Here is a 23,228-nt window from a genome sequence, read left to right on the forward strand (position 1 = left end):
CCGGCGGCGGCGATGGCACGGCCAGGCGGAACGCCGAGCTCGGGGAGCTCGGCGAAAACTGATCAACGAGTGAGCGCCCTGCCGCCTCAAGGGGGAGGCGGCGGGGCGCTGACCGGCCCCGGCTCACCTTCAGGGTCGGCGCCCCGCCGGTCCCAGCGACGGCGGACGAGATCACGATCATCAGGCGTCGCCCTCGAACAGGCGGTAGAGCAGCGCGCCCTGACCGGACTGCAGCACGTGGCCGTGTTCGAGCGGGATCCAGAAGCACTCGAACCGCGTGGGCGGTCCGACGCCGTCGTGGTCCTCGCTGCTCATCCACCGGTCGGGGGTCTCTTCGTGCAGGGCCAGCTGGAAGACATGGCGGCGCTGGAGCTCGGCGCGGTAGGGGGTGGTGTCGTACTCGGCCACACCGAGTTTCCGCACGACGCTGAAATCGTGGAGCCCGGTCTCCTCCCGCGCCTCCCTGAGCGCGGCGTCCCGGGGGTCCTCCCCTTCCCTTACGGTCCCCGCGGGGATCTGTACGCCCACTTCCTCGAAGCTGTGGTCAAGATGGCGGAACACGAGCAGTTCGCCCTCGCGGACGACGTAACAGAGGGCCTTGTCGCTGATCGGTCTGTCAGGCATAGGCGATGATCGCATAGCGTTCGTCGTGCACGGGGCCGCCCCAAAGGTCGGCGTCGTCGCTGAGCGGCTCGACGCGCAGGTCGGAGACGAGCGGGCGTACGGCGGCGGCCAGGTCGGCGGCGCTGAGACCGCCGTTCCAGGGCAGCGACCCGGCCCCCTCCACATAGGGCGCCCCGGTCTCCCGCCAGCGCCCTTCCACGAGCACGAGCCGGCCGGACGGGCGGAGGCGGCCCGTCCACTCGCGCAGCGCCGCCTCGGGGGCGGGCAGGGTCCACACCAGATGGCGGCAGAGCACCACGTCGAAGCGGTCCTCGCCGGTGGGCGGGGCGGCGGCGTCGCCGACCAGGAAACGCCCCGCGAGCCCGGCGGACGACAGCTTGGCGCGGGCCTGCTCGATCATCCGCGGCGCCACGTCCACGCCGGTCACCCGGTGCCCGGCGGCGGCCAGCAGCCCGGACAGGGAGCCGGTGCCGCAGCCGACGTCGAGGACGTCGACCGGGTCAGGCGAGATCCAGGCGCGCAGGCGGCGGTCCCAGGCCGCGCGCGTGCGCTCGGCACGCAGGCCGTGGTCGGGCTCCTCGTCGAAGGTGGGGGCGGCGGTGTCCCAGTAGCCGGTGATCGCGGTGGTGAGGTCGGACATGGTGCCGATCCTCTCAACCGCCACCGACAGTCCCGCCCTCATTCCATGGTGATGACGACCTTGCCCCGGGCGTGCCCTCGCTCGATGTACGCGATGGCCTCGGGGACCTCGCTCAGCGGATGGGTCCTGTCGACGACCGGCCTGATCTTTCCCGCTTCGAGCAGGTCGCGCAGGACCGCGAGATCGTCCGTGTTCTCGTCGGCCACGTATCCGGCGACCAGGCTCTGCCGTACGAACAGGGAGGACAGCATCACGTGGACGATGCGGGTCATGACCCCCACCCAGCGCCCGCCCTTGTCGCCGCTGTTGTGCAGGTAGATCCCCCGAGGGGCGAGTACGCGCCGGCAGTCCCGCAGGGAGCGGTTCGCGACGTTGTCGAGAATGACGTCGTAGCGCTCCCCGCTCCGGGTGAAGTCCTCCTTGGTGTAGTCGACGACGTGGTCGGCCCCGATCGAGCGCACCATCTCCACGTTCCCGGCGCCGCACACGGCGGTCACCTCGGCGCCCAGCGCCTTGGCGATCTGCACCGCGAACGGCCCCACCCCGCCCCCGGCCCCGTTGACCAGTACCTTCTGCCCGGCCCTGACCCGCCCTTTGTCGCGGAGCGCCTGTAACGCGGTGACGGCCGCCACCGGCACCGCCGCCGCCTCCTCGAACGTCAGCCCGGCCGGTTTGCGCACCACGAACCCCTCCGCAGGAAGGGCCACGTACTCGGCGAACGAGCCGCGGCAGAAGCCGTACACCTCGTCGCCGGGCCGCAGCGCGGTGACGCTCCTGCCCACCGCCACGACCTCCCCGGCCAGGTCGTTGCCCAGCACGTGGGACTTGGGCCGGGTCAGCCCGGCCTGCGCCCGGAAGATGTACGGCAGGCCGCGCAGCAGGTGCCAGTCCCCCGCGTTGACGGAGGCCGCCCGTACGCGGACCAGCACTTCCCCGTCGCCGACCTCGGGTTTGTCGACGTCCTGGAGCTGGATGACGGCGGGCGGGCCGTAGGAGTAGTAGCGGATGGCCTTCATGGCGACGCTCCTGTGGTCAGGGATTTCGGTCATGTGTAAGATTCTTCTTACACATGAAAGACGGTAACACCCACTGATCCTCTTCGACAATGCTCACCAATCGGTAGCAATTGCTAATCTATGGACATGGAGCCATGGCCCCAGAAGGATCAGATAGCGGCGGCGCTACGCCAGATCAGCGCCGGATTCGCGGCACTGGCCGATGCGATCTCGGCCGATCCGGCCCAACCCCCCGCAGACAGCCGGCATCGGGCGCTCATCACCGAATGGGGGCACAAGGGCCTGACCAGGGCGGAGGCCAGCATGTTGTTCCGCAAGCACGGCTTCTCCCCCCAGGCCGCCGGCGGCTGGGCCCGTGGCGACTGGCTGGAGGTCCGCGATGACGGCCGCCGCTACCTGACCGATCGTTCCCTGCGCTGGTTGACCGAACAGGAGTCCCTCGATGACTGAGCCGTTCAGCGTCCGCTTTGAGGTCCGCATCTACGAGGTCGACCCCCAGCTTCACCTCAACGGCGGCTTCTACATCCAGTACGCCGACCAGGCCCGCTACGCCTGCGTCCAAGCCGCCGGAGTCTCCGTCGAAGACCTCATCGGCGGCGGGCTCGGCCCCGTCAACCTCGAGACCGTCATCAAATACCACCGCGAGCTACGCGCCGGCGACCAGGTGGACGTCACCTGCGACTGGGAATGGGGCACCGGCAAGACCTACCGCGTGCACCATCTCTTCCGGCACCGGGACGGCGGCCTGGCGGCCGAGGTCAGCCACGTGAGCGGCCTGCTCGACCTGAAGACCCGCCGCCTGGTCCCCGATCCCGACCGCGAGTGGCACACCAGGGCCACCAAACCCGAACTCCTCGGCCTCACGCCGCCCCGAACCCCCGAAAAGGAGCTGTGAGCCAGATCACGGTTGAGGTTGACCTTGGGTCAAGGTGGAAGCTCCTCGCAGCGGCACGACGCCGCCGGACATAACGGATTCATAGGAGCAGACCACCATGCCCATCACCCTTTCCGACCAGGACAAGAGCACCCTGCGGACCGCCGCGTACGGTGCCGTGTCGCTGATGGCCGCCGCCACCGGCTCGCCCCACCAGGCCGCCACGAACGCGACCATCGCCCTGACGTCGGCGACCGGTCTGGTCGGGCACGTGCTCACCGCGAAGGCCAAGGACATCGAACTGAAGGGCAGGACCGTCGCCGAGCTCGCCGACCGGGTGCTGCCGGCCCTGACCGCGGCCATGAAGCTGCTCGGCGAGCAGGCTCCGGCAGAAGCCGGCAACTTCCGCAGCACCATCCTCCTCGCCGTCGAAGCCGCCCAGACCCACCCTGACAGGCCCAGCACCACCACGGCCGCCATGGCCCGCAAGATCACCGCCGCCCTCGACGCGGAGGTCGCCGCCGGGCAGGATCGCCTGGAGCTGCGGAAGGCGATCGAGGAGATCGTCGAGTCCGGTTTCGTCGGGGTGTCGCTGCGCGTGCACGACGAGCGGGGCGAGTGGGCCGGCAGCGCCGGGGCGGCCGAGCTCGGCGGTGCCACAAAACCGCCGATCAACGGACATATCAGGATCGGCAGCAACACCAAGACCTTCACCGCGACCCTGGTGCTGCAGCTGGTGGCCGAGGGCAGGATCGAGCTGGACACCCCGGCGGCGGACTACCTGCCCGAGTTCGGGCTGAACGAGCGGATCACCGTGCGGATGCTGCTGCAGCACACCAGCGGGCTGTTCAACTTCAGCGGCGAGGTCTACGACGACGGGACGGTCGTGCTGGGGATCCCCGTCCCCTACAGCACCACGGGCAAGGAGTGGCTGGACAACCGGCTCAAGACCTACCGGCCGCAGGAGCTGGTGGAGCTGGCGTTGTCCAGGCCGGCGCGGTTCGAGCCGGGGACGGGCTGGAGCTATTCCAACACCAACTACGTGCTGGCCAGGCTGCTGATCGAGAAGGTCACCGGCCGTCCGGTCGCCGAGGAGATGCGGCGGCTGATCCTGGAGCCGCTCGGGCTGTCGGGCACCGTCGTGCCGGACGCCTCGCCGGAGATCCCCGAGCCGCACGCCCACGCCTACTACCGGTACGAGGAGCAGACGATCGACGTCACCCGCCAGAACCCCTCCTGGATCTCCAGCGGCGGCGACATGATCTCGACCACCCAGGACCTCCACACGTTCATCTCCGCGCTGATGGGCGGCAGGCTCCTGCCGGCCCCGCTGCTGGCCGAGATGTGCACCCCGCACCCGACGGGCATCCCGAACATGGACTACGGCCTGGGGGTGTTCGTGCTGACCACGGACGGCGGCGGCACCGTCATCTCCCACAACGGCGCCGCCGTGGGCCACGCGGCGCTGATGTACAGCACGCCCGACGGCAGCAAGACCCTGACCGCCGCGCTGAACTGCGTCGACGACGCCGACCTGGCCATCGCGACAGCATTCAGGAACGCCCAGCAGCGGCTCGTCAACGAGGTGTTCTGTGATGGGCGGGCCGAGCACCTGTGACCCGTACGCCCCAACGGCCCGCGTAGCCACCGAGCCCGACCACAAGGCAGGCTGAGCAGATGAGGAACGGAGTCACGATCGGGCAGGCGGCGGCATTCGTCGGCGTCACGGTGAAGACGGTGCGGCACTACCACAAGCTCGGCCTGGTCGAGGAGCCGGAACGCGACAGCTCCGGCTACCGGCGGTACGGATCGGCCGAGCTGTTGCGGCTGGTGCAGGCTCGTACGCTGGCTGCCGCCGGGGTGCCGCTGGCCGAGATCGGGCCCCTGCTCGACGCCGATGCCGCGCTGTTCGCCGCCGCGCTCGCCGACGTCGAGCGGCAGCTCACCGAACGGATCGCGGAGTTGATCGCGCAGCGTGACACGCTGCATCGGCTCGCCGACGGTGACCGGGCGCTGCTGCCCGACCGCGCCGTGGCGCTGCTGGAGCGGATGCCCGGCCTCGGATTCCCCGCGGACGAGGTGGCGGCCACCAGGGAGGGCTGGGTGCTGGCCAGGGCTCTGGTCCCAGAGGGATTCGACGACTACCTCACCCATTTCGAGCAGGCCCTCGAAGACACCCGGCTCATCGCCTTGGGCAAGCGCGCGGCCGAAGCCGCGGCCTGGGATCCGGACGACCCCCGCATCGCCGAGCTCGCCACCGCCGCGGCCGAGCACTATCTCGCCAACCCCGCGCTGCTGAAGACCGTGACCGCCCTGCAGGCCCGCACCGAGACCGCGGCCCGGTACACGCTGATAGCCCACCACGGCGAGGAGCAGACGCCGGCCGCGGCGCGGCTGGCCGCGCTCTTCGAGGCCGAGCTCCGCGCCGCCGGCGTCCGCATCCCCAGACCGGACTCCCGCTGACAGCGCGACGGGTGGGTGCGACCGGCTCACCTGCGCCGACGCCCCCACCCGTGCACCTGAAAGAACTGGTTACGCCTTCAGCCAGCTCATCATCGGACGCAGCTTGGCGCCCGTCTTCTCGATCGGGTTCTCGGCCAGCTCGTCCCGGTGACGCTGGAACTCCTTCTGGCCGCCGTCGAACTCCTCGACGAGCTGCCGCGCGAAGGTGCCGTCCTGGATCTCGCCCAGGATCCGGCGCATCTCCTGACGGGTCTCGTCCGTGATGACGCGCGGGCCACGGGTGTAGCCGCCGTACTCGGCCGTGTCGGAGACCGACCAGTACATCTTCGAGATGCCGCCCTCGTACATGAGGTCGACGATCAGCTTCATCTCGTGCAGGCACTCGAAGTAGGCGACCTCGGGCTGGTAGCCCGCCTCGATGAGCGTCTCGAAGCCGGCCTTGATCAGCTCGGAGACGCCGCCGCACAGCACGGCCTGCTCGCCGAACAGGTCGGTCTCCGTCTCCTCGGTGAAGGTCGTCCTGAGCGCCCCTGCGCGGGTGCCGCCGATGCCCTTGGCGTACGAGAGCGCCAGGTCCAGTGCCTTGCCCGAGGCGTCCTTCTCGACGGCCACGAGACACGGCACGCCGCGCCCGGCCTCGAACTGGCGGCGGACGAGGTGGCCGGGGCCCTTGGGGGCGACCATGCACACGTCGACGCCCTCGGGGGCCTCGATGAGGCCGTAGCGGATGTTCAGGCCGTGGCCGAAGAACAGCGCGTCACCCTCGACCAGGTTGGGGGCGACGTGGTCGGCGTACAGGTGACGCTGGATGTGGTCCGGCGCGAGGATCATGGTGAGGTTGGCCTCCTCCACCGCCTCCGCCGGGGTGACGACCCGCAGTCCGTCGTTCTCCGCCTTCTCGCGGCTCTTGGAGCCCTCCGGCAGGCCGACCCGCACGTCCACGCCGGAGTCACGCAGAGAGAGCGCGTGGGCGTGGCCCTGGCTGCCGTACCCCAGCACGGCCACGTGGCGTCCCTGGATGATCGACAGGTCGGCCTGGTCGTCGTAGTAAATCTCGGTCACTTGCTCAAAACCTTTCAGGCGGTACGGTCCAATGCCCTGAGGGACCGGTCGGTTATGGAACGGGCTCCGCGGCCGATGGCCACCATGCCCGACTGGACGAGTTCTTTGATCCCGAATGGTTCGAGGACCTTGACGAACGCCTCAAGCTTGTCGGGAGTGCCCGTGACCTCGATGGTCACGGCGTCGGAGGCCACGTCGACGCAGCGGGCGCGGAAGAGGTTGACCAGCTCCAGCACGTGGGAACGGCTGTCGGCGTCGGCCTTGACCTTGATCAGCATCAGCTCGCGCTGGACGGACTGCGACGGGTCGAGCTCGACGATCTTCAGGACGTTAACCAGCTTGTTGAGCTGCTTGGTGACCTGCTCGAGCGGTAGCTCCTCGACGCTGACCACGATGGTCATGCGCGAGATGTCGTCGTGTTCGGTCGGCCCCACTGCCAGCGAGTCTATGTTGAAGCCCCTTCGGCTGAACAACGCGGACACGCGAGCCAGTACGCCCGGCTTGTTCTCGACAAGCACCGACAGAGTATGCCTACTCATCCTCGTTCTCCCACTTGGGCGCCATGTCACGGGCGATCTTGATGTCGTCGTTGCTGGTGCCCGCCGGGACCATGGGCCAGACCATGGCGTCCTGGTGGACGACGAAGTCGACCACCACGGGCACGTCGTTGATCTCCATGGCCTTCTTGATCACGGCGTCCACGTCCTCGGGGCGCTCGCATCGCAGGCCCACACAACCATAGGCCTCGGCCAGCTTGACGAAGTCCGGGATGCGGCGCACCGTCTGCAGGTCGGTGTTGGAGTATCGCTGGTCGTAGAAGAGCGTCTGCCACTGGCGGACCATGCCGAGGTTGCCGTTGTTGATGACGGCGATCTTGACCGGCACGCCCTCCAGGGCGCAGGTGGCCAGCTCCTGGTTGGTCATCTGGAAGCAGCCGTCGCCGTCGATGGCCCACACCGTGGATTCGGGGCGGCCCATCTTGGCGCCCATCGCGGCCGGGACGGCGAAGCCCATCGTGCCGAGGCCGCCGGAGTTGATGAACGTGCCGGGGTTCTCATAGTCGATGAACTGCGCGGCCCACATCTGGTGCTGCCCGACCCCGGCCACGTAGTACGTGTCGGGCCCGGCGATCGCGCTCAGCCGCTCCATGACGTACTGGGGGGCCAGCGTGCCGTCCTCCCACGTCTCGTAGCCCAGCGGGTAGGTCTGCTTGTAGCCGTTGAGCGTCGTCCACCATTCGGTGTAGTCGCCCTTCTGCTCGGACGCCTGGATCACCGTGACCAGGTCGCCGATGACCTCCTTGCAGTCGCCCACGATCGGCACGTCGGCGTGGCGGTTCTTGGAGATCTCCGCCGGGTCGATGTCGGCGTGCACGACCTTGGCGTACGGGGCGAACGACGCCAGGTCGCCGGTCACCCGGTCGTCGAAGCGCACGCCCAGCCCGATGAGCAGGTCGGCCTGCTGCAGCGCGCCCACGGCCGACACGCTGCCGTGCATGCCCGGCATGCCCATGTGCTGCGGGTGACTGTCGGGGAACGTGCCGCGCGCCATCAGGGTGGTGATGACCGGGATGCCGGTCAGCTCGGCCAGCTGCAGCAGCTCGGCGGAGGCACGCGCCTTGTGGACGCCACCGCCGACGTACAGGACCGGCCGCTTGGACTCGGCGATCAGCTTGGCGGCCTCGCGGATCTGCTTGGAGTGCGGCCTGGTGACCGGGCGGTAGCCCGGGAGCTGCATGGTCGGCGGCCAGCTGAAGGTGGTGTCGGCCTGCAACGCGTCCTTGGAGATGTCCACGAGAACCGGGCCGGGACGGCCGGTGGAGGCGATGTGGAAGGCCTCCATGATCGTGCGGGGGATGTCCGCCGGGTCCGTGATCAGGAAGTTGTGCTTCGTGATCGGCATGGTGATGCCGCAGATGTCGGCTTCCTGGAACGCGTCCGTGCCGATGGCCGCGCTGGCCACCTGGCCGGTGATCGCCACGATCGGCACCGAGTCCATGTACGCGTCGGCAATCGGCGTCACCAGGTTCGTGGCACCGGGGCCGCTGGTGGCCATGCACACCCCGACCTTGCCGGTGGCCTGCGCGTAGCCCTCGGCCGCGTGACCGGCGCCCTGCTCGTGGCGTACGAGCACGTGCCGGACCTTGGTCGAGTCGTAGAGAGGATCGTAGGCCGGCAGAATGGCACCGCCCGGGATCCCGAACACTGTGTCGACTCCAACGTGCTCCAGCGCCCTCACCAGGGCCTGTGCACCTGTCATCCGTTCGGTCATCGGCTCGTTCCTTGCGTGGCTACTCGCTTAAGGACATAAAAAATGCCCCTTCCCACCGGACGGCGGGTCTGGGGCGGCGCGCAGGTCGTCGTGCTTCGCTATCGGCCTGCGCGCCGGCGAAGTACTACGAGAATCTCACTGCGAAGCATGACCTACACCATAGCCGCACTGAATGCCCTGGTGCCAACTTCGTGGACACATGTCTCAAACAGTGAGACTCGTACGCATCAACGAGTCGACTCCGCGCGCCGCCATCGGCCGTGCGACCAGGAAGCCCTGACCCTTCGTGCACCCCATCCGCTTGAGCAGATCGAGCTGCTCGGGACGCTCTATCCCCTCTGCCACCACGATAAGCCCGAGGTCGTGGCCGAGCCGGACGATGGTCCGGGTGAGCAGGGTCAGCGTGTCGTCCTTGCCCAGCCCGGACACGAACGACGGATCGATCTTGATCATGTCGACCGGGAGCTGCCGCAGGAACGCGAGCGAGGCGTAACCCGTGCCGAAGTCGTCGATGGCCAGCCTGACCCCGAGCGCCCGCAGCTCCGACAGCCGCTTGATCGTCTCCTCGGCGTCCTCGACCAGCATCTCCTCGATCACCTCAAGGGTGAGCGCGGAGGCGGGCAGCCCGCTCTCGGTCAGCGCCTCCTCGACCGTCTCGACGAAGCGCGGCGCGGTGATCTGGCGGGCCGAGAGGTTGAGCGACAGGCCGATGTCCCAGGACGAGGCCCGCCAGGCGGCCACCTCGCGGCACGCCTCGCGCAGGATCCACTCCCCCAGCGGCACGATCAGCCCGGTGTCCTCGGCCGGGCCCAGGAACTGCTCGGGCGGCACGAACACCGACCCGCGCCACCACCGCACCAGCGCCTCGACCGCGGTGACCCGCGACGTGGCCAGGTCGACGATCGGCTGGTATTCGATCGCGAACTGCTGCTCGATCAGCGCCCGCTGCAGGTCGGCAGCCAGCTCCAGCCTGCGCACCACGTCGGCGTGCATCTGCGCGGCGAACACCTCCACCCGCCGCCCGCCCAGCTCTTTGGAGCGCGCCATCGCGACATCCGCGTTACGGATCAGGTCGCCGGCCGGCATGTCGTCCTCGGTGAAGGCCACGCCGACGCTCGCGGTCAGCGCCACGTCGCGGTCGGCGACGCGGAACGGCTCCTGCGAGACCGCGCGGACGAGCCGCTCGGCCAGATCGACCGCGACCTGCGCCTCGCCGCCCGTCTCCACGAGCACCGCGAACTCGTCGCCGCCCCACCGGGCGAGCGTGTCGTCGGCGCGTACGGCGCCGCGCAGCCTGCGCGCGGCCTGCCCGAGCAGGTAGTCACCGCTGGCGTGGCCCACCGAGTCGTTGACCGAGGTGAACCCGTCGAGGTCGAGGAAGATGACCGCGACGTTCGCCCCCGGGCCGGAGGTGCGCCCGGAGAGCACCTCACGGGTGCGCTCCTCGAAGTAGGCCCGGTTGGGCAGGCCGGTGACGCCGTCGTGGAAGGTCAGGTGGGCGACCTGGTTGCGCAGGGCCTCCTCGTCGCTGACGTCTCTGGTGGTCACCAGCAGCAGCTCGTCGCCGCCGACGTGGCGGGTGGCGACCGACTCTGTGGGGCGCCACGTGCCGTCGGCCGCGCGCACCCGGCAGGCGATCAGGCAGGCGCCGGGCGCGGTGTTGTCCTCGTCGAGGTGCATGGCGCGCAGCGCGACCTGGATGCCAGGGACGTCCTCCGGGTGGATGTAGTCGAAGATCGACCCGCCGACCACGTCTTGGGGGCGGTAGCCGTACGTGACCTCGACCCCGGCGTCGATCTCGCTCACGACGCCCTCGTAGTCGCACAGGAACACCACGTCGCCGGTGCTCTGGGCGAGCTCCCTGAGCTGCCGCTCGCCGAGCTTGACCAGGCCGCGCAGGCGCATGTTGGTCGCCGAGACGAAGAACAGGCGCACGAGCAGGAGCAGCACTACGGAGACCGCGACCACCACGACGCCGGTCACGGGCCGCTCGGCCCCTCCGCCCACCAGGTGGGCGAGCAGCGTGCAGGCGGCCACGGCGACCAGCCCCAGCGGCACGAGCGCGACCACGCCGCCGACGGCGGACCTGCCCGCCGTGCCCGGATCCGGGCCCCACGGGACGGCGGCCATCAGCAGGAACGCGACGGGCGCGAGCATGACGGCCCAGATCTGCGGATCGCCGCCGTCGAGCCTGGCCACCCCGGCCGCCAGGCCCGCCACGGTCGTGGTGGCGAGCACGCCGACGCCCGCCAGGGCGAGCGGCCAGGAGGAGGCCCGGCTCGTCAGCACCGACGGGACCACGGCGCACGTCACCAGCAGCGCGATCATCGGCGGCAGCATGACCAGCGTGAACGCCGCCGGATCCGCCGCGTCGTCGTAGACGTGCCGCAGCGCGGCGACCCAGCCGATCAGGAAGAGCGAGGCGGCGCACAGGTAGGCGTCGGTGACATGCCGTAAAACGACCCTGGCCGGGAATTTGCGGTCGGCGGCGATCAGCGCGCCGCCCGCGGTCACCACGGTGCCCAGCAGCATGAACAGGTCGGCGAAGCTGACCAGGAAACTCTCGGCGAACGGGCGCAGCGCCACGCCGGCGGCCCAGATGACGGCTCCGCCGCTCATCCAGCGCGCGCCCAGCGCCGCCGGACGGTTCGCGGCCGACTTCACCGAGGCGTACAGCAGCGAACCGGCGGCGATCAGCGCCGCCAGCCCGCCGGCGACAGCGCCGGTGAGCAGGCCCGGACCGCGTACGCCGAGCGCTGCGGCGAAGGCCACCGCGCTCGCCGCCGCCGCGGCGGTCAGCGGCACCCGTGGATCACGCCAGCGGATCACAGTCGTTGCCCATCCCGTCTCGAACCCTGCACCTGTGACCGCCGAAGCCCGGACGGCCACTTCGCCAGTGTGTGCGGTCGTGGGTGCGCGGGTGGTGACAACGCCGATGTCGTCACCGATCTGATAACCACACAGACCAATTTCCGCCAAGAGATCCTTGACAGCGAGTCAGGACCTCCCTGCAAAGGCCACCGTACGCACCGAAGGTCACGGACCAGCCACGTTCCGGGATCCTCTCAGTACGTGTCGGTAATGACGTTGACCAGCGGTTCGCCTGCGAGATAGCGCAGCAGCTGGGCGCGGATCAGGCGCTGCACGCGCCGCCCGGACGCGGGGGTGCTGCCCGCGACGTGCGGAGTGATCAGTACGCCCGGAGCGCCCCAGAGGGGGTGGCCCTCGGGCAGCGGCTCGGGCGCGGTCACATCCAGCGCGGCGCGTAGCCTACCGTTTTTGAGCTCCGCGATCAGTGCGTCCGTGTCGACGATCCCGCCCCTGGCGGCGTTGACCAGGACGGCGCCGTCCTTCATCCGCGCCAGGAAGGCCGCGTCGACCATGCCCGCGGTGTCGGCCGTGGAGGGCACGAGCAGCACCACGACGTCCGCCTCCGGCAGCAGGGCGGGCAGCTCGTCCATGGCGTGCACGCCGTCGCGGGCGCTCCTGGCCACGCGTACGACCTCGACCTCGAACCCCTCCAGCCGCCTTTCGAGCGCGGCGCCGATGGAGCCGTAGCCGACGATGAGCACGGTCGAGTCGGCCAGCACGTCGGTGTGGTGGTAGGTCCACTCGCCCCTGCGCTGCGCGTCCACGAACCCGGGGAACTCCCGCAGCACCGCGACCATCGCCCCGACGGCCCACTCGGCGGTCCCTGCGTCGTGCACACCGCGGGCGTTGCACAGCACCGCGCCGTCCGGCATGTGCGGCTGGTACGGCTCCACGCCCGCGGTGACGGTCTGCACCAGCCGCAGGGAGCTCATCCTGGCCAGCGTCCCCGGCACATCCGGCACCGTGACGAGCGGCGGGATCCAGACCTCCACCTCGTCGACCCCTTCCGGCATCGGGGCCGTGCCATCGTAAACGGCACATTCAACCCCAGGCAGGTCGGACAGAACATCGGCCACCAAATCGGACGGAACCCAGGTCTTCATGCCGAGAACCTTAAGGCTCCAAGGGAAGTATGGAACACATGAGAAAGCTCTGGACGATCATGCTCATGGCCGTTCTCACGGCGTGTTCCAGCGGTCTGGCCAGCGACGGGGAGGTGACGCCGACCGCCACCGTGCCGGCCGGGGCCGGGCCGGGACAGCCCAAGGACGTGGTGACGGGGCTGGCGGTGCCGTGGGCGATCACGTTCCTGCCCGGAGGCGACGCGCTGGTCACCGAGCGTGACACGGCCAGGCTGCTGCGCGTGACCCCGGACGGGAAGGCGACCTCTCTGGGAACGATCCCGGGGGTGAGCGCGGCCGGCGAGGGCGGGCTGATGGGGGTGGCGGCAAAGGATCAGCAAATATTCCTTTACTACACCGCGGAACAGGACAACCGGATCGTCCGCTACCAGCTCACCGGCGACCGCCTCGACGACGAGCGCGTCCTGGTCCGGGGCATCCCCAAGGGCGGGATCCACAACGGGGGGCGGCTCGCGTTCGGTCCCGACGGGTTCCTGTACGCCTCCACGGGCGAGACCGGTGACGACCAGCTGGCCCAGCAGCGCGACTCGCTGGCCGGCAAGATCCTCCGCATGACCGTGGACGGGACCCCCGCCCCTGGGAACCCGTTCGGCACGCTCGTCTACAGCTACGGCCACCGCAACGTCCAGGGGCTCGCCTGGGACACCTCCGGCCGCCTGTACGCGTCGGAGTTCGGCCAGAACACCTATGACGAGGTGAACCTCATCAAGGCGGGCGGCAACTACGGGTGGCCGGAGGTCGAAGGGCGCAGCGACGACTCGCGCTACGTGAACCCCATCGTCACCTGGTCCACCGACGAGGCCTCCCCGTCGGGGATGGCGTACGCGAACGGCTCCCTGTGGGTGGGGGCGCTGCGCGGGGCCCGGCTCTGGCAGGTCCCGCTGGGTGCGGACGGGTCGGCAGGCACGCCCGTCGCCCACTTCACCGGCCGCTACGGCCGCCTCCGCGCCGTCACGGCGGCCCCGGACGGCACGCTGTGGGTCGGGACCAGCAACAAGGACGGCCGCGGCTCTCCCCGGCCGGGCGACGACCGCATCCTCTCGGTCCCCCTCTCATAACCCACCCAGACGCCCCCAGACCCACCCACACGCCCTCGGGGGTACCCAAGTGCCCCGCCAACCCCCAACCGTGCGAGAGCGCCCGCTCTGGGGCGTGAGTGTGCCCGCACGGCGGGCGGCGCGTCTCGGTGCGCCGCGGCCCGGGGGCGGGGCTGGGCGCGGCGGCGAACGAAACGCCAACCTCACCCGCCGCGCCCCGCCACCCACGCGACGCGAGCCCAGCGCCCGGCGCCTCGGGGCCGTCGCGTGGCTCAGCGGGGAAGGTGGGGCCGCCCCGTCCCGAAGAAGGGCGCCGGGGCCGCTTCGAGGCGGCCCCGGGCGGGCGTCAGCCGGTCGGCGCGCAGGTGGTCTGGGTTTGGGGACGGTACTTGGTGGTCTCCTTCTTGTCCTTCTTGACCACCTTGCCGTCCTGGTGGAACACCCGGGTCACGTCAATCGTGAACCCCTGCTCCCCAATGGTCGGCAGACACCCGGGCGCCGAGCTGCTCTCCGTCCGGAACGGCCGGATGTCCCGCTTCTCGGACGCCACCGCCTCCACCTCGTCGTACCGCTTGGTGCTCCACAGGGTGACCGTCACCGACGTGTCCGTGAAGGCCGCCTTGACCAGCACCCCGAACTCGGAGTCGTTGCGCCACTTCAGGTCCGTCTGCGGGTAGAGCAGCGCCACGTCCCGCCCAGGCGGATAGCGGGGCGCGTAGTAGTCCATCGCCTGGTGCTCGACCAGGTCGAACCCGCCGAAGAAAGCGGCGTTGTACATGGTCGTGGCGAACTGCGAGACCCCGCCGCCGACGATGCTCACCATGCGCCCGCCGACGATCTGGCCCGCCTCGACGTACCCGTCCTCGACGGTCCGCTCGCCCACGACCTCGTTGATCGAGAACGTCTCACCGGGCTTGACCAGGTGCCCGTCGAGCTCCTGCGCCATGCGCTGGATGTTCTTGACGCGAGCCTGGCAGCAGTCGAACGACGTCGAGAACGTGGCCACGCTCTCCTTGATCCCGAGGTCGGTCACCTGCTCCGTCGTGACGGACGGGGCCACGGCGCCCAGCCGGACCGGGATCGTCCGGGCGCCGCCCTCGTCGAACACCTTCTCGGCGTCCCTGGCCAGCAGCTTGTCGCTCACGCCCCGCCCCGTGCGGGCGGGCACCAGGACGGGCTTGCCGTTGACGATGTCGTACGTGGCGTCGCGCGGCTGCTGGGCCGCGTCCACCAGTCGGCTCTCCAGGGCCGCCAGCACCGCCGTGGTGTCGAACTGGGGCGTGAGGTTGCCGGAGCCGTCGGAGTTGTAGGTCAGGTTGGCGGCGATCATGGCCGGGGGGATCTGCGCCTGCTTGTCGCCGAGGGTCAGCGTGACGGGCGCGGAGACGGCCTTCTTCGCCTTGACGAGGGCGGTCGCGACGGCCTCGGCGGTGGTGACGGGCTTGGCCGGCCTGAGGGTGAGCACGACGCTGCCGCCGCCCTGCAGGAAGGCGTCGCCGATCCGGCGTACGGCGTCCTCGCGGTCGAGCAGCACGCCGTCCTGGGGCTCGCGGGCCTTGGGCTCCAGCCCGGAGAAGGCCACCCGGCCCTCGCGCGGCTTCTTGTCCGCGGCCTCGGCCAGACCCTCGATGGTCCTGGAGAGCTGCGAGGAGTCGAGGTTCACCTTCGGCTCGAGCTCCGTCTTACCGGTGAGGCCCCGCCACACCTCCTGCGGGCCGGGGAACCCGCTGGGCGCCTGGCCGATCGTGCCGACCACGTCGAGTTCGAGACCGGCCTCGTCGGACTGGATGGTCTCCTTGCGGCCGCCGACGTCGACGACGACCGGGCGGCTCAGCCTGGAGGCGAGCTCGTTCCGGAGCTTGTCGGCCGCCTGGGTGACGGTCAGCCCGCCGATGTCCACGCCCGCGACGTGGGTGCCGCGCAGGACGGAGCCCGACATCAGCACGGCGGGCACCACGTACGCCAGCGCCGCCAGCACCACGACGACCGCCAGCAGTCCCGGCAGGAGGCGGCGTTTGCGCGGCGGCTCCGGCTCGTAGGAGGCCGGCCGCTCCGAGGGGGCGCCGAACACGGGCGCGGGCGGCGGCTGGTTGCCGTTCACCGGCCAGGGTTGCGCCGGCGGCGCAACTGGGGGCAGCGCGCCGCCCGAAGGACCGCCCGGGGTGCTCGGGCCTTGGGCCTGCCGGGGTTCCTGCCTGTCCGTGGGGCCGAAGATGTCCCGGGAGACACCCGGGGGCAGCCCCTCGATCCGCGGCTTCTTGGAGACGCCCGACGTGGGTAATGGCACCGAGGCGAACGGGTCGGTCGGTGATTCGATCGGTCCGGCGTTACGCACGCCTCAATCTCCTCCCGGTCCGCAGCCAAGTCTCAGGCAACAGTAAGGCACGCGGATCCGCATATGTCACGGGAAATGGCTACGGAAGTGTGTCAACCTAGCCACCGGTAGCGATGTTCCGGTCGGCCGGCGGTGCCGTAACGGGGCCGGAACTCGGCCTGCCCGGCCACGCACAGGTATTCGAGGTAGCGGCGCACGCTCACCCTCGACAGGCCCGTGAGCTCGGCTGTTTCGGTCGCGGACAGGTCGCGGCCGGCCTCCCGGAGGGTGTCCGCGACCAGTTCGCACGTGGCCGCCGACAACCCCTTCGGCATAGGGGCGGAAGTCTTGGGGCTCCCGAAGAGGCGATCCACGTCGTCCTGCCGCGCCTCGGGCCCGATCGCGGTCAGGCGCCTGCGGGTGTCGGCGTACTGCTGGAGGCGGTCGGTCAGGGCGGCGGCGGTGAAGGGCTTGATGAGGTAGTTGACGGCGCCGCCGCGCATGGCCTCCCTGACCGTGGGCACGTCGCGGGCGGCGCTGATCATGAGGACGTCCACGTTGTGGAGCTGCTTGAGCACCTCAAGTCCCGACATGTCGGGCAGGTAGATGTCGAGCAGCACGAGGTCGGGCCGCAGCTCGTGCGCCGCGGCGAGCGCGTCGGCCCCGCTGTGCACGACGGACACGACCCGGAACCCGGGCACGCGCGCCACATAGCCGCTGTGGATGCGGGCGACCATGAAGTCGTCGTCCACCACCAGCACCCGGATGTCGTTCATGACCACGCCTCCGCCAGGAGCCCCGGCACCCGGATCACCTGCGGGCCTTCGCCGGGAGCAGGGCCGTGAAGACCGCGCCGCCCGAGTTCCGTACACGTACCCAGCCGCCCCGCCGCAGACACGCCTGCCGGGTCAGCGCCAGCCCGAGCCCGCGCGGCCCCGACTGGGCGGCCTTGGTGGTGAACCCCTCCCTGAACACCTCTTCCACCAGGTCGGGCGCGATGCCGGGGCCGGAGTCCCCCACCCGTACGCGCAGCCCGGCGGCGTCGGCCTGCACCGACACCTCGATCGTGCCCTCGGCGCCGTCGAGCGCGTCGATGGCGTTGGCGACCAGGTTGCCGACCACGAGGACCGCGTCCTGCGGGTCGCCGATCAGGCCCTCGGGCACGGCGGAGTCCTCCGACAGCACCAGCCGGGCGCCCCGCTCGGCCGCCTCGGCGGACTTGGCCAGCAGCAGGGCGGCCAGGGTGGGGTCCTGGACGCGTTCGCGCAGGTCGGTGACGTACGTGCCGCCGCTGGCGTGGGTGATGAAGCTGATGGCCGCGTCGTGCTCGCCCAGCTCCAGCAGCCCGACGATCGTGTGCATGCGGTTGGCGAACTCGTGTGCCTGGGCCCGCAGCGCGTCCGTCGCGCTGCTGGTGTCGTGGAGCTCGCGGGCCAGCCGGGTCAGCTCGGTCCGGTCCCGCAGGGTGACGACCCAGCCGCGGTGCTGGCCGCGTACCGAGACCGGGGTGCGGTTGAGCACCAGCACGCGCTCGCCGTGCAGCACGACGCGGTCCTCGCCCGGGTCGGCGCCCCCGAGCACGTCGCGCATGCGCTCGGAGACCGGCATCTGGGTCAGGTCCTCGCCGACGTTGCCCAGGAGGTCGCGGGCGGCGTCGTTGACCAGCGTGACGCGTCCGTTGAGGTCGAGCGCGAGCACGCCCTCCTTGACGCCGTGCAGCACGCCCTCGCGCTGCTCCAGCAGCGCGGCGATCTCGCGCGGCTCCAGCCCGAACGTCTGCCTGCGCACCCGCGCGGTGATCACCGCGGCCAGGATGAGGCCCGCCAGCAGCACCGCCAGCGCCGTCCAGACCAGCGGCGGGAGCGCGGCGCCGAGCTGGCCCACGACCGTGGTCTCCAGCACGCCGACCGACACCAGCCCGATCACGCTGCCGTATTCGTCGCGGATGGGGGCCTTGCCCCTGACCGTGGTGCCGATCGTGCCGGTCTCGGTGCCGACCCAGCTCCTGCCCGTCTTGAGGACGGTGGCGCCGTCGGTGGACAGCTGCTTGCCGATCAGCAGGGTGTTGGGGTGGGCGTAGCGCTTCTGCTCGGCGTTGGCGATCACGACATAGTCGGCGCCGGTCTCATGCTGCACGCTCATCGCCAGCGGCTGCAGGACCGACTCCGGATTCTTCAGCTTGAACGCTTCCCTGACCTGTGGGAGCCCGGCCACGGACTGCGCGATAGCGAGCGCCCGCTGCTGGTGCAGCGAGTCGAGCTGATCGCGCGTGTGCTCGGCCCACACACCTGCGGTGCCCCCGACGGCGAGGATCACGATCACCATCTGGAGCACGAACAACTGGGTCCCAAGGGAGGCGTCACGGACGCGTCTCACGTTGCACATGGAAACAAACGCAGGTCACGGCCAGGTTGCGACCAATACGACCACTATGACGGCAAGCGTGCAAAGCCTCGACGTGGGCGAGCAGGGGCTTCACGATCCCAGTTTTACAAACGTGAAACACCCCCTGGAGTGATCATGCGCTTGCGCGTATTCGCCGCCCTCGCGGCATTCTCCCTCGCCGCGCTTACCGGCTGCGGCGAATCAGGCACCGGCACGTCCGCCAGCGGCTCCCTGAGGATCATGGCTCCGGCCTCCCCCGGCGGCGGCTGGGACCAGACCTCCCGCATCGCGGAGCAGGCGATCAAGGCCGCCGACTCCAAGCGCAAGGTCGAGGTGTACAACGTGCCCGGCGCGGGCGGCACGATCGGCCTGGCGCAGCTCGCGGGCGAGAAGGGCAACGGCAACCTGCTGATGACCATGGGCCTGGTCATGGTGGGCGCCATCGAGCAGAACAAGTCCAAGGTCACGCTGGCCGAGACCACGCCGATCGCCAAGCTGACCGAGGAGTACGAGATCGTCGTCGTCCCGGCCGAGTCCCCGTACAAGTCGCTCGCCGACATGGTGGCGGCCTGGAAGGCCGACCCGAAGAAGGTGTCGATCTCGGGCGGGTCCGCGGGCGGCACCGACCACATCGTGGCCGGCCTGATGGCCAAGGCCGCGGGCGTGGACCCCAAGCAGGTCAACTACATCGCCCACTCCGGCGGCGGCGAGGCGCTCAACGAGCTGCTCGGCAACAAGGTCAGCGCGGGCATCTCGGGCGTGGCCGAGTTCGCGGAGCACGTGAAGTCCGGCAAGCTGCGCGCCCTCGGCGTGACCTCCGCCGAGCGGATCCCCGGCCTGGACGCGCCCACGCTGAAGGAGGGCGGCCTGGACGTCGCGCTGTCCAACTGGCGCGGCTTCGTCGCCCCCGGCGGCCTGTCCGACGCCGACAAGAAGGCGCTGACCGACCTGGTCACCAAGATGCACGACTCGCAGCCGTGGAAGGACGCGGTGGCCAAGAACGGCTGGATCGACTCGTTCCAGACCGGGCAGCAGTTCACCGACTTCCTGAGCTCCGAGCAGACCCGGGTCAAGGGCATCATCGCCGAGATGGGGCTCGTTTCCTGATGGCTCGCTGGTGGCGGCCCGAGCTCGGGCTGGCGGTCGTGGTGCTGGGCCTGGGCGTGCTCGTCGTGATCGGGACGCTGGACGTCTCCGCGGCGGCCTCCCAGCTCGGCATCGGGCCCCGTTTCTTCCCCATGCTGGTGGGCGGCGCCATGGTGCTCATCGGCCTGTTCTACGTGGTCGACGTCATCCGCGGCGGCCACGGCGACCCCGAGGAGAGCGAGGACGTGGACGTGGACGCGTCCACGGACTGGCGCAGCGTCGGGCTGGTCAGCGGGATCTTCCTGGCGTTCACGGCACTCCTCAACGTGCTCGGCTGGATCATCGGCGCGAGCCTGCTGTTCTTCGGGCTCTCGCTGGCGCTCGGGGCCGAGCACAAGGCGCGCACCGCTGTGATCTCGGTGGTCGTGGGGCTCGCCACGTACCTGCTGTTCGTCAAGGGCCTCGGCGTGGCGCTGCCCGGCGGGCTGCTGGCGGGGGTGATCTAGGTGGACTCGCTCCAGCTCCTGCTCGACGGCTTCGCCGCCGCGCTCACCCCCGTCAACCTCCTGTACGCGCTCGTCGGCGTCACGCTCGGCACCCTGGTCGGCGTGCTGCCCGGCATCGGTCCCGCGATGACCGTGGCGCTGCTGCTGCCGATCACGTTCACGGTGCCGCCGGCCAGCGCGTTCATCATGTTCGCGGGCATCTACTACGGCGGCATGTACGGCGGTTCGACCACGTCCATCCTGCTCAACACGCCCGGCGAGTCCTCGTCGATGATCACCGCGCTGGAGGGCAACAAGATGGCCCGGCGCGGGCGGGCGGCGCAGGCGCTGGCCACGGCGGCCATCGGCTCGTTCGTGGCCGGGACGATCGCCACGGCGCTGCTGGTCGTGGCTGCGCCCGCCGTGGTGAGCTTCGCGATCTCGTTCGGCCCCGAGGACTACTTCGCGCTGGCGATCATGGCCTTCACCGCCGTGTCGTCCGTGCTGTCCCGCTCGGTCGTGCGCGGACTGGCCTCCCTGGGCCTCGGGCTGGTGATCGGGCTCGTCGGCATCGACCAGCAGACCGGCCAGGCCCGCCTCACCATGGGCATCCCGCAGTTGCTGGACGGCATCGACGTCGTGATCGTCGCGGTCGGGCTCTTCGCGCTCGGCGAGGCCCTCTACGTGGCCTCGCGGCTGCGCCATGCGGCACCCGAGGTGGTGCCCGTCGGACGGGCGTGGATGGGGCGCGCGGACTGGCGGCGCTCGTGGTTCCCGTGGCTGCGCGGCACGGCACTGGGCTTCCCGTTCGGCGCGCTGCCCGGCGGCGGGGCGGAGATCCCCACCTTCCTGTCGTACGCGGCCGAGAGGCGGCTGGCGCGCGGGGAGGCCCGCGAGGAGTTCGGCAAGGGCGCCATCGAGGGTGTGGCCGGGCCCGAGGCGGCCAACAACGCCTCCGCGGCGGGCACCCTGGTCCCCCTGCTCACGCTGGGCCTGCCCACGTCGGCGACGGCCGCGATCCTGCTCGCCGCCTTCCAGCAGTACGGGCTCCAGCCCGGGCCGCAGCTCTTCGACCACAACCCGGCGCTGGTGTGGGCCATGATCGCGTCGCTGTTCATCGGCAACACGATGCTGCTGGTGCTCAACCTGCCCCTCGCGCCCCTGTGGGCCCGCGTCCTGCGGATCCCCCGCCCGTACCTGTACGCCGGGATCGTGCTGTTCGCCGCCCTCGGCGTCTACGCCCTGAACGGCACCGTCGTGGACCTCGTGGTCCTGTACGTGCTGGGTCTCCTGGGCTACGCCATGCGCCGCTTCGGCCTGCCGGTCGCCCCCGCGGTGATCGGCATGATCCTGGGCCCGATGGCGGAGATCCAGCTCCGTCGGGCCCTGGCCATCGGTGCCGGCGACGTGACGGTCCTGGTGCGCAGCCCGGTCGCCGTGGTGCTACTGGTCCTGGCCGCCCTGGCGCTGCTCATGCCGGTGTTCAGGAAGCTGTCGGCCCGGCGGCGCCAGAGCGAGGTCACACCGGCCGAGTGACCGGCTCACGAGCCGGTTCCGCCGATGCGGCCTCATCGGCGGAACCGCTCGTGGCCGGTTGGCCGAAATCCCGCGGCCCCGAAGACCGGGAGACGAAGGACCGGGGCGCGATCGCCAGCCCGGCCAGCGCCATGACCAGCGTGGCCGCGTACACCGTCCAGTAGCCCGAGTGGGCCGCCGTGAACAGCGCGCTGGTGACGGCCACCGCCACCACCGAGAACACCGACTCGCCCACCTGCAGCGCCGAGCTGTTCCTGCCCTGCTCGCCGGGCGCCGACAGCTCCAGCGTCAGCACCGACAGCGTCGGGTAGAGCAGGCCGATCCCGAACCCGGTGATGATCCACGCCGGGAAGGCCAGCGCCACCGGCACCGCGGTGAACGTCACCGCGCCCATGACCAGGATGCCCAGCGCGAGCATGGCCGAGCCCAGCCGCAGGTTCGTCACCTGGCTGAAGGTCTCGCGGCCCTGCAGCCACGAGGCGAACGACCAGGTCAGCGAGCCTCCCATGAGCACCAACCCAGCCATCAGCGTCGACAGGCCGCGCGCCTGGATCAGCATGAGCGGCACGATCACCTCGGCCGCGAAGAACGCTCCGGAGGCCAGGCCACGCAGCCCGACCACGGACGGCAGCCCCCGGACGGCGCGCAGCGTACCGGTGGGCAGCAGCCTGGGCAGCGCCACGAACAGCACCGCCAGGCCCGCGACCAGCAGCACGAGCCGCCCGTCGCTGCCGTACTGCATGAGCCCGGCGCCCACGGCCGTCACGACCGCCCAGCCGACCTTCCCCAGCAGGCCGGGCTCGGACTCGCTCTGCCCGCCGGCCAGGGGCTGGCCCGCCAGCCCGCGCAGCAGCACCAGGCCGCCCACCACGGTCATGAACGGCACCAGCAGGAACACCCAGCGCCAGCCGAGCGTCTCGGTCACCACTCCCACGATCGCCGGCCCTGCCATCGAGGGCACCACCCACGCGGTCGCGAAGAGGGAGAAGATCCGCGGATGCAGCTCCTCGGGGTAGACCCGGGCCACCACGACATAGAGCGCCACGCTGACCAGCGCGCCGCCGAACCCCTGCAGGAACCGGCCCGCGATCAGCATCTCCATGCTCGGCGCCAGCCCCGCCACCGTCAGCCCGCCGACGAACCCCGCCACCCCGGTCCACAGGGGCGCCAGCGGGCCGCGTACGTCCGCCCACCGGCCGCCGAGGACGGTGCCCACCACGCTGGCGGCCATCGCCCCGCTGAACGCCAGACCGTAGAGCTCCAGCCCGCCGAGCTCCTTGGCCACGACCGGCATCGCGATCGCGACCGCCATGTACTCGAAGGCCACCAGTGACACCATCGCCACGAGGCCCGCCGTCAATGCTTTTCTCTTCATGCTGCGAACCTACGGAGACCCGCGTCCCGGCACCTCCAGCGCCGGTC

At 70.6% G+C, this 23,228-nt stretch carries 20 protein-coding genes; 8 read left to right on the forward strand and 12 right to left on the reverse strand.

Translation table 11 applies throughout. From position 1 onward, the window contains the following. Window positions 1-180: 180 nt before the first annotated feature. From ABZS69_RS37885 to ABZS69_RS37895, 3 genes are read right to left on the reverse strand one after another with little or no spacing between them, the layout of a single operon-like run. Window positions 181-624 carry an NUDIX domain-containing protein gene (locus ABZS69_RS37885; RefSeq protein WP_355380613.1) on the reverse strand — a complete coding sequence of 148 codons (444 nt, stop codon included), beginning with the start codon at window positions 622-624 and terminating at the stop codon, window positions 181-183. Further along, window positions 617-1,264, reverse strand: a complete 648-nt coding sequence (locus ABZS69_RS37890; protein WP_355380615.1) for a class I SAM-dependent methyltransferase — start codon at window positions 1,262-1,264, stop codon at window positions 617-619. The genes ABZS69_RS37885 and ABZS69_RS37890 overlap by 8 nt, the downstream gene beginning before the upstream one ends. A 38-nt stretch (window positions 1,265-1,302) precedes the next feature. Continuing rightward, window positions 1,303-2,313 (reverse strand): NAD(P)-dependent alcohol dehydrogenase, encoded by a 1,011-nt coding sequence (locus ABZS69_RS37895; protein WP_355380617.1) that lies wholly within the window; start codon window positions 2,311-2,313, stop codon window positions 1,303-1,305. Window positions 2,314-2,406: 93 nt separating this feature from the next. On the opposite strand from ABZS69_RS37895, the gene ABZS69_RS37900 reads away from it, so the two are divergent. From ABZS69_RS37900 to ABZS69_RS37915, 4 genes are all read left to right on the forward strand, one after another. Next, window positions 2,407-2,730: a hypothetical protein gene (locus ABZS69_RS37900; protein WP_355380619.1), complete on the forward strand. Its 324-nt coding sequence runs from the start codon at window positions 2,407-2,409 to the stop codon at window positions 2,728-2,730. After that, window positions 2,723-3,175: a thioesterase family protein gene (locus ABZS69_RS37905; protein WP_355380621.1), complete on the forward strand. Its 453-nt coding sequence runs from the start codon at window positions 2,723-2,725 to the stop codon at window positions 3,173-3,175. The genes ABZS69_RS37900 and ABZS69_RS37905 overlap by 8 nt, the downstream gene beginning before the upstream one ends. Window positions 3,176-3,272: 97 nt before the next feature. Then, window positions 3,273-4,772, forward strand: coding sequence for a serine hydrolase domain-containing protein (locus ABZS69_RS37910; RefSeq protein ID WP_355380623.1), 1,500 nt, complete (start codon window positions 3,273-3,275; stop codon window positions 4,770-4,772). A 59-nt stretch (window positions 4,773-4,831) separates the two neighbouring features. Beyond that, entirely contained in the window at window positions 4,832-5,617 is a 786-nt protein-coding gene (locus tag ABZS69_RS37915; RefSeq protein ID WP_355380625.1) for a MerR family transcriptional regulator, read from the forward strand. 69 nt (window positions 5,618-5,686) lie between these two features. On the opposite strand, the gene ilvC is transcribed toward ABZS69_RS37915, so the two are convergent. The 5 genes from ilvC to ABZS69_RS37940 form a co-directional block, all read right to left on the reverse strand. Next, window positions 5,687-6,670, reverse strand: coding sequence for a ketol-acid reductoisomerase (ilvC, locus tag ABZS69_RS37920; protein WP_355380735.1), 984 nt, complete (start codon window positions 6,668-6,670; stop codon window positions 5,687-5,689). A gap of 23 nt (window positions 6,671-6,693) precedes the next feature. Continuing rightward, the gene (gene ilvN / locus ABZS69_RS37925; protein WP_355380627.1) at window positions 6,694-7,218 is read right to left on the reverse strand and encodes an acetolactate synthase small subunit; all 525 of its coding nucleotides are present in this window, start codon (window positions 7,216-7,218) and stop codon (window positions 6,694-6,696) included. Beyond that, entirely contained in the window at window positions 7,211-8,950 is a 1,740-nt protein-coding gene (locus ABZS69_RS37930) for an acetolactate synthase large subunit (RefSeq protein WP_355380629.1), read from the reverse strand. Before ABZS69_RS37930 ends, ilvN begins: the two co-directional genes overlap by 8 nt. 204 nt (window positions 8,951-9,154) lie before the next feature. Then, window positions 9,155-11,779 carry a sensor domain-containing phosphodiesterase gene (locus ABZS69_RS37935; RefSeq protein WP_355380631.1) on the reverse strand — a complete coding sequence of 875 codons (2,625 nt, stop codon included), beginning with the start codon at window positions 11,777-11,779 and terminating at the stop codon, window positions 9,155-9,157. 236 nt (window positions 11,780-12,015) lie between these two features. After that, window positions 12,016-12,834 (reverse strand): 2-hydroxyacid dehydrogenase, encoded by an 819-nt coding sequence (locus tag ABZS69_RS37940; protein ID WP_355380633.1) that lies wholly within the window; start codon window positions 12,832-12,834, stop codon window positions 12,016-12,018. Window positions 12,835-12,962: 128 nt separating this feature from the next. On the opposite strand from ABZS69_RS37940, the gene ABZS69_RS37945 reads away from it, so the two are divergent. Further along, window positions 12,963-14,021: a PQQ-dependent sugar dehydrogenase gene (locus tag ABZS69_RS37945; RefSeq protein ID WP_355380635.1), complete on the forward strand. Its 1,059-nt coding sequence runs from the start codon at window positions 12,963-12,965 to the stop codon at window positions 14,019-14,021. Window positions 14,022-14,346: 325 nt separating this feature from the next. Here ABZS69_RS37945 and ABZS69_RS37950 read toward each other — a convergent pair whose 3' ends face one another. From ABZS69_RS37950 to ABZS69_RS37960, 3 genes are all read right to left on the reverse strand, one after another. Continuing rightward, window positions 14,347-16,335, reverse strand: a complete 1,989-nt coding sequence (locus ABZS69_RS37950) for a VanW family protein (protein WP_355380637.1) — start codon at window positions 16,333-16,335, stop codon at window positions 14,347-14,349. A gap of 92 nt (window positions 16,336-16,427) precedes the next feature. Then, a complete protein-coding gene (locus ABZS69_RS37955; RefSeq protein ID WP_355380639.1) occupies window positions 16,428-17,090 on the reverse strand; it encodes a response regulator in 663 nt (220 codons plus the stop codon). Between the two features lie 34 nt (window positions 17,091-17,124). Further along, a complete protein-coding gene (locus ABZS69_RS37960) occupies window positions 17,125-18,699 on the reverse strand; it encodes a sensor histidine kinase (RefSeq protein ID WP_355380642.1) in 1,575 nt (524 codons plus the stop codon). A gap of 135 nt (window positions 18,700-18,834) precedes the next feature. On the opposite strand from ABZS69_RS37960, the gene ABZS69_RS37965 reads away from it, so the two are divergent. The 3 genes from ABZS69_RS37965 to ABZS69_RS37975 are packed head-to-tail and all read left to right on the forward strand — an operon-like array spanning window position 18,835 to window position 21,806. After that, the gene (locus tag ABZS69_RS37965) at window positions 18,835-19,806 is read left to right on the forward strand and encodes a tripartite tricarboxylate transporter substrate binding protein (RefSeq protein ID WP_355380645.1); all 972 of its coding nucleotides are present in this window, start codon (window positions 18,835-18,837) and stop codon (window positions 19,804-19,806) included. Further along, window positions 19,806-20,291, forward strand: coding sequence for a tripartite tricarboxylate transporter TctB family protein (locus ABZS69_RS37970; RefSeq protein WP_355380647.1), 486 nt, complete (start codon window positions 19,806-19,808; stop codon window positions 20,289-20,291). Before ABZS69_RS37965 ends, ABZS69_RS37970 begins: the two co-directional genes overlap by 1 nt. After that, entirely contained in the window at window positions 20,292-21,806 is a 1,515-nt protein-coding gene (locus ABZS69_RS37975; RefSeq protein WP_355380649.1) for a tripartite tricarboxylate transporter permease, read from the forward strand. On the opposite strand, the gene ABZS69_RS37980 is transcribed toward ABZS69_RS37975, so the two are convergent. Beyond that, the gene (locus ABZS69_RS37980) at window positions 21,790-23,181 is read right to left on the reverse strand and encodes an MFS transporter (protein ID WP_355380651.1); all 1,392 of its coding nucleotides are present in this window, start codon (window positions 23,179-23,181) and stop codon (window positions 21,790-21,792) included. The genes ABZS69_RS37975 and ABZS69_RS37980 overlap by 17 nt on opposite strands. Window positions 23,182-23,228 lie beyond the last annotated feature (47 nt).

The organism is Nonomuraea sp. NPDC005650 (assembly GCF_040605375.1).
Classification (GTDB): domain Bacteria; phylum Actinomycetota; class Actinomycetes; order Streptosporangiales; family Streptosporangiaceae; genus Nonomuraea.

Excerpts from the sequence above, each read along its gene's own strand:
- ABZS69_RS37930 (WP_355380629.1), bottom strand. The coding sequence starts at position 8,950 with ATGACCGAACGGATGACAGGTGCACAGGCCCTGGTGAGGGCGCTGGAG.
- ABZS69_RS37945 (WP_355380635.1), top strand. The coding sequence starts at position 12,963 with ATGAGAAAGCTCTGGACGATCATGCTCATGGCCGTTCTCACGGCGTGT.
- ABZS69_RS37955 (WP_355380639.1), bottom strand. The coding sequence starts at position 17,090 with ATGAACGACATCCGGGTGCTGGTGGTGGACGACGACTTCATGGTCGCC.
- ABZS69_RS37960 (WP_355380642.1), bottom strand. The coding sequence starts at position 18,699 with ATGTGCAACGTGAGACGCGTCCGTGACGCCTCCCTTGGGACCCAGTTG.
- ABZS69_RS37965 (WP_355380645.1), top strand. The coding sequence starts at position 18,835 with ATGCGCTTGCGCGTATTCGCCGCCCTCGCGGCATTCTCCCTCGCCGCG.
- ABZS69_RS37890 (WP_355380615.1), bottom strand. The coding sequence starts at position 1,264 with ATGTCCGACCTCACCACCGCGATCACCGGCTACTGGGACACCGCCGCC.
- ABZS69_RS37970 (WP_355380647.1), top strand. The coding sequence starts at position 19,806 with ATGGCTCGCTGGTGGCGGCCCGAGCTCGGGCTGGCGGTCGTGGTGCTG.
- ABZS69_RS37980 (WP_355380651.1), bottom strand. The coding sequence starts at position 23,181 with ATGAAGAGAAAAGCATTGACGGCGGGCCTCGTGGCGATGGTGTCACTG.
- ilvN (WP_355380627.1), bottom strand. The coding sequence starts at position 7,218 with ATGAGTAGGCATACTCTGTCGGTGCTTGTCGAGAACAAGCCGGGCGTA.
- ABZS69_RS37885 (WP_355380613.1), bottom strand. The coding sequence starts at position 624 with ATGCCTGACAGACCGATCAGCGACAAGGCCCTCTGTTACGTCGTCCGC.
- ABZS69_RS37940 (WP_355380633.1), bottom strand. The coding sequence starts at position 12,834 with ATGCCGGAAGGGGTCGACGAGGTGGAGGTCTGGATCCCGCCGCTCGTC.
- ABZS69_RS37915 (WP_355380625.1), top strand. The coding sequence starts at position 4,832 with ATGAGGAACGGAGTCACGATCGGGCAGGCGGCGGCATTCGTCGGCGTC.
- ABZS69_RS37910 (WP_355380623.1), top strand. The coding sequence starts at position 3,273 with ATGCCCATCACCCTTTCCGACCAGGACAAGAGCACCCTGCGGACCGCC.
- ABZS69_RS37905 (WP_355380621.1), top strand. The coding sequence starts at position 2,723 with ATGACTGAGCCGTTCAGCGTCCGCTTTGAGGTCCGCATCTACGAGGTC.
- ABZS69_RS37895 (WP_355380617.1), bottom strand. The coding sequence starts at position 2,313 with ATGACCGAAATCCCTGACCACAGGAGCGTCGCCATGAAGGCCATCCGC.
- ABZS69_RS37900 (WP_355380619.1), top strand. The coding sequence starts at position 2,407 with ATGGAGCCATGGCCCCAGAAGGATCAGATAGCGGCGGCGCTACGCCAG.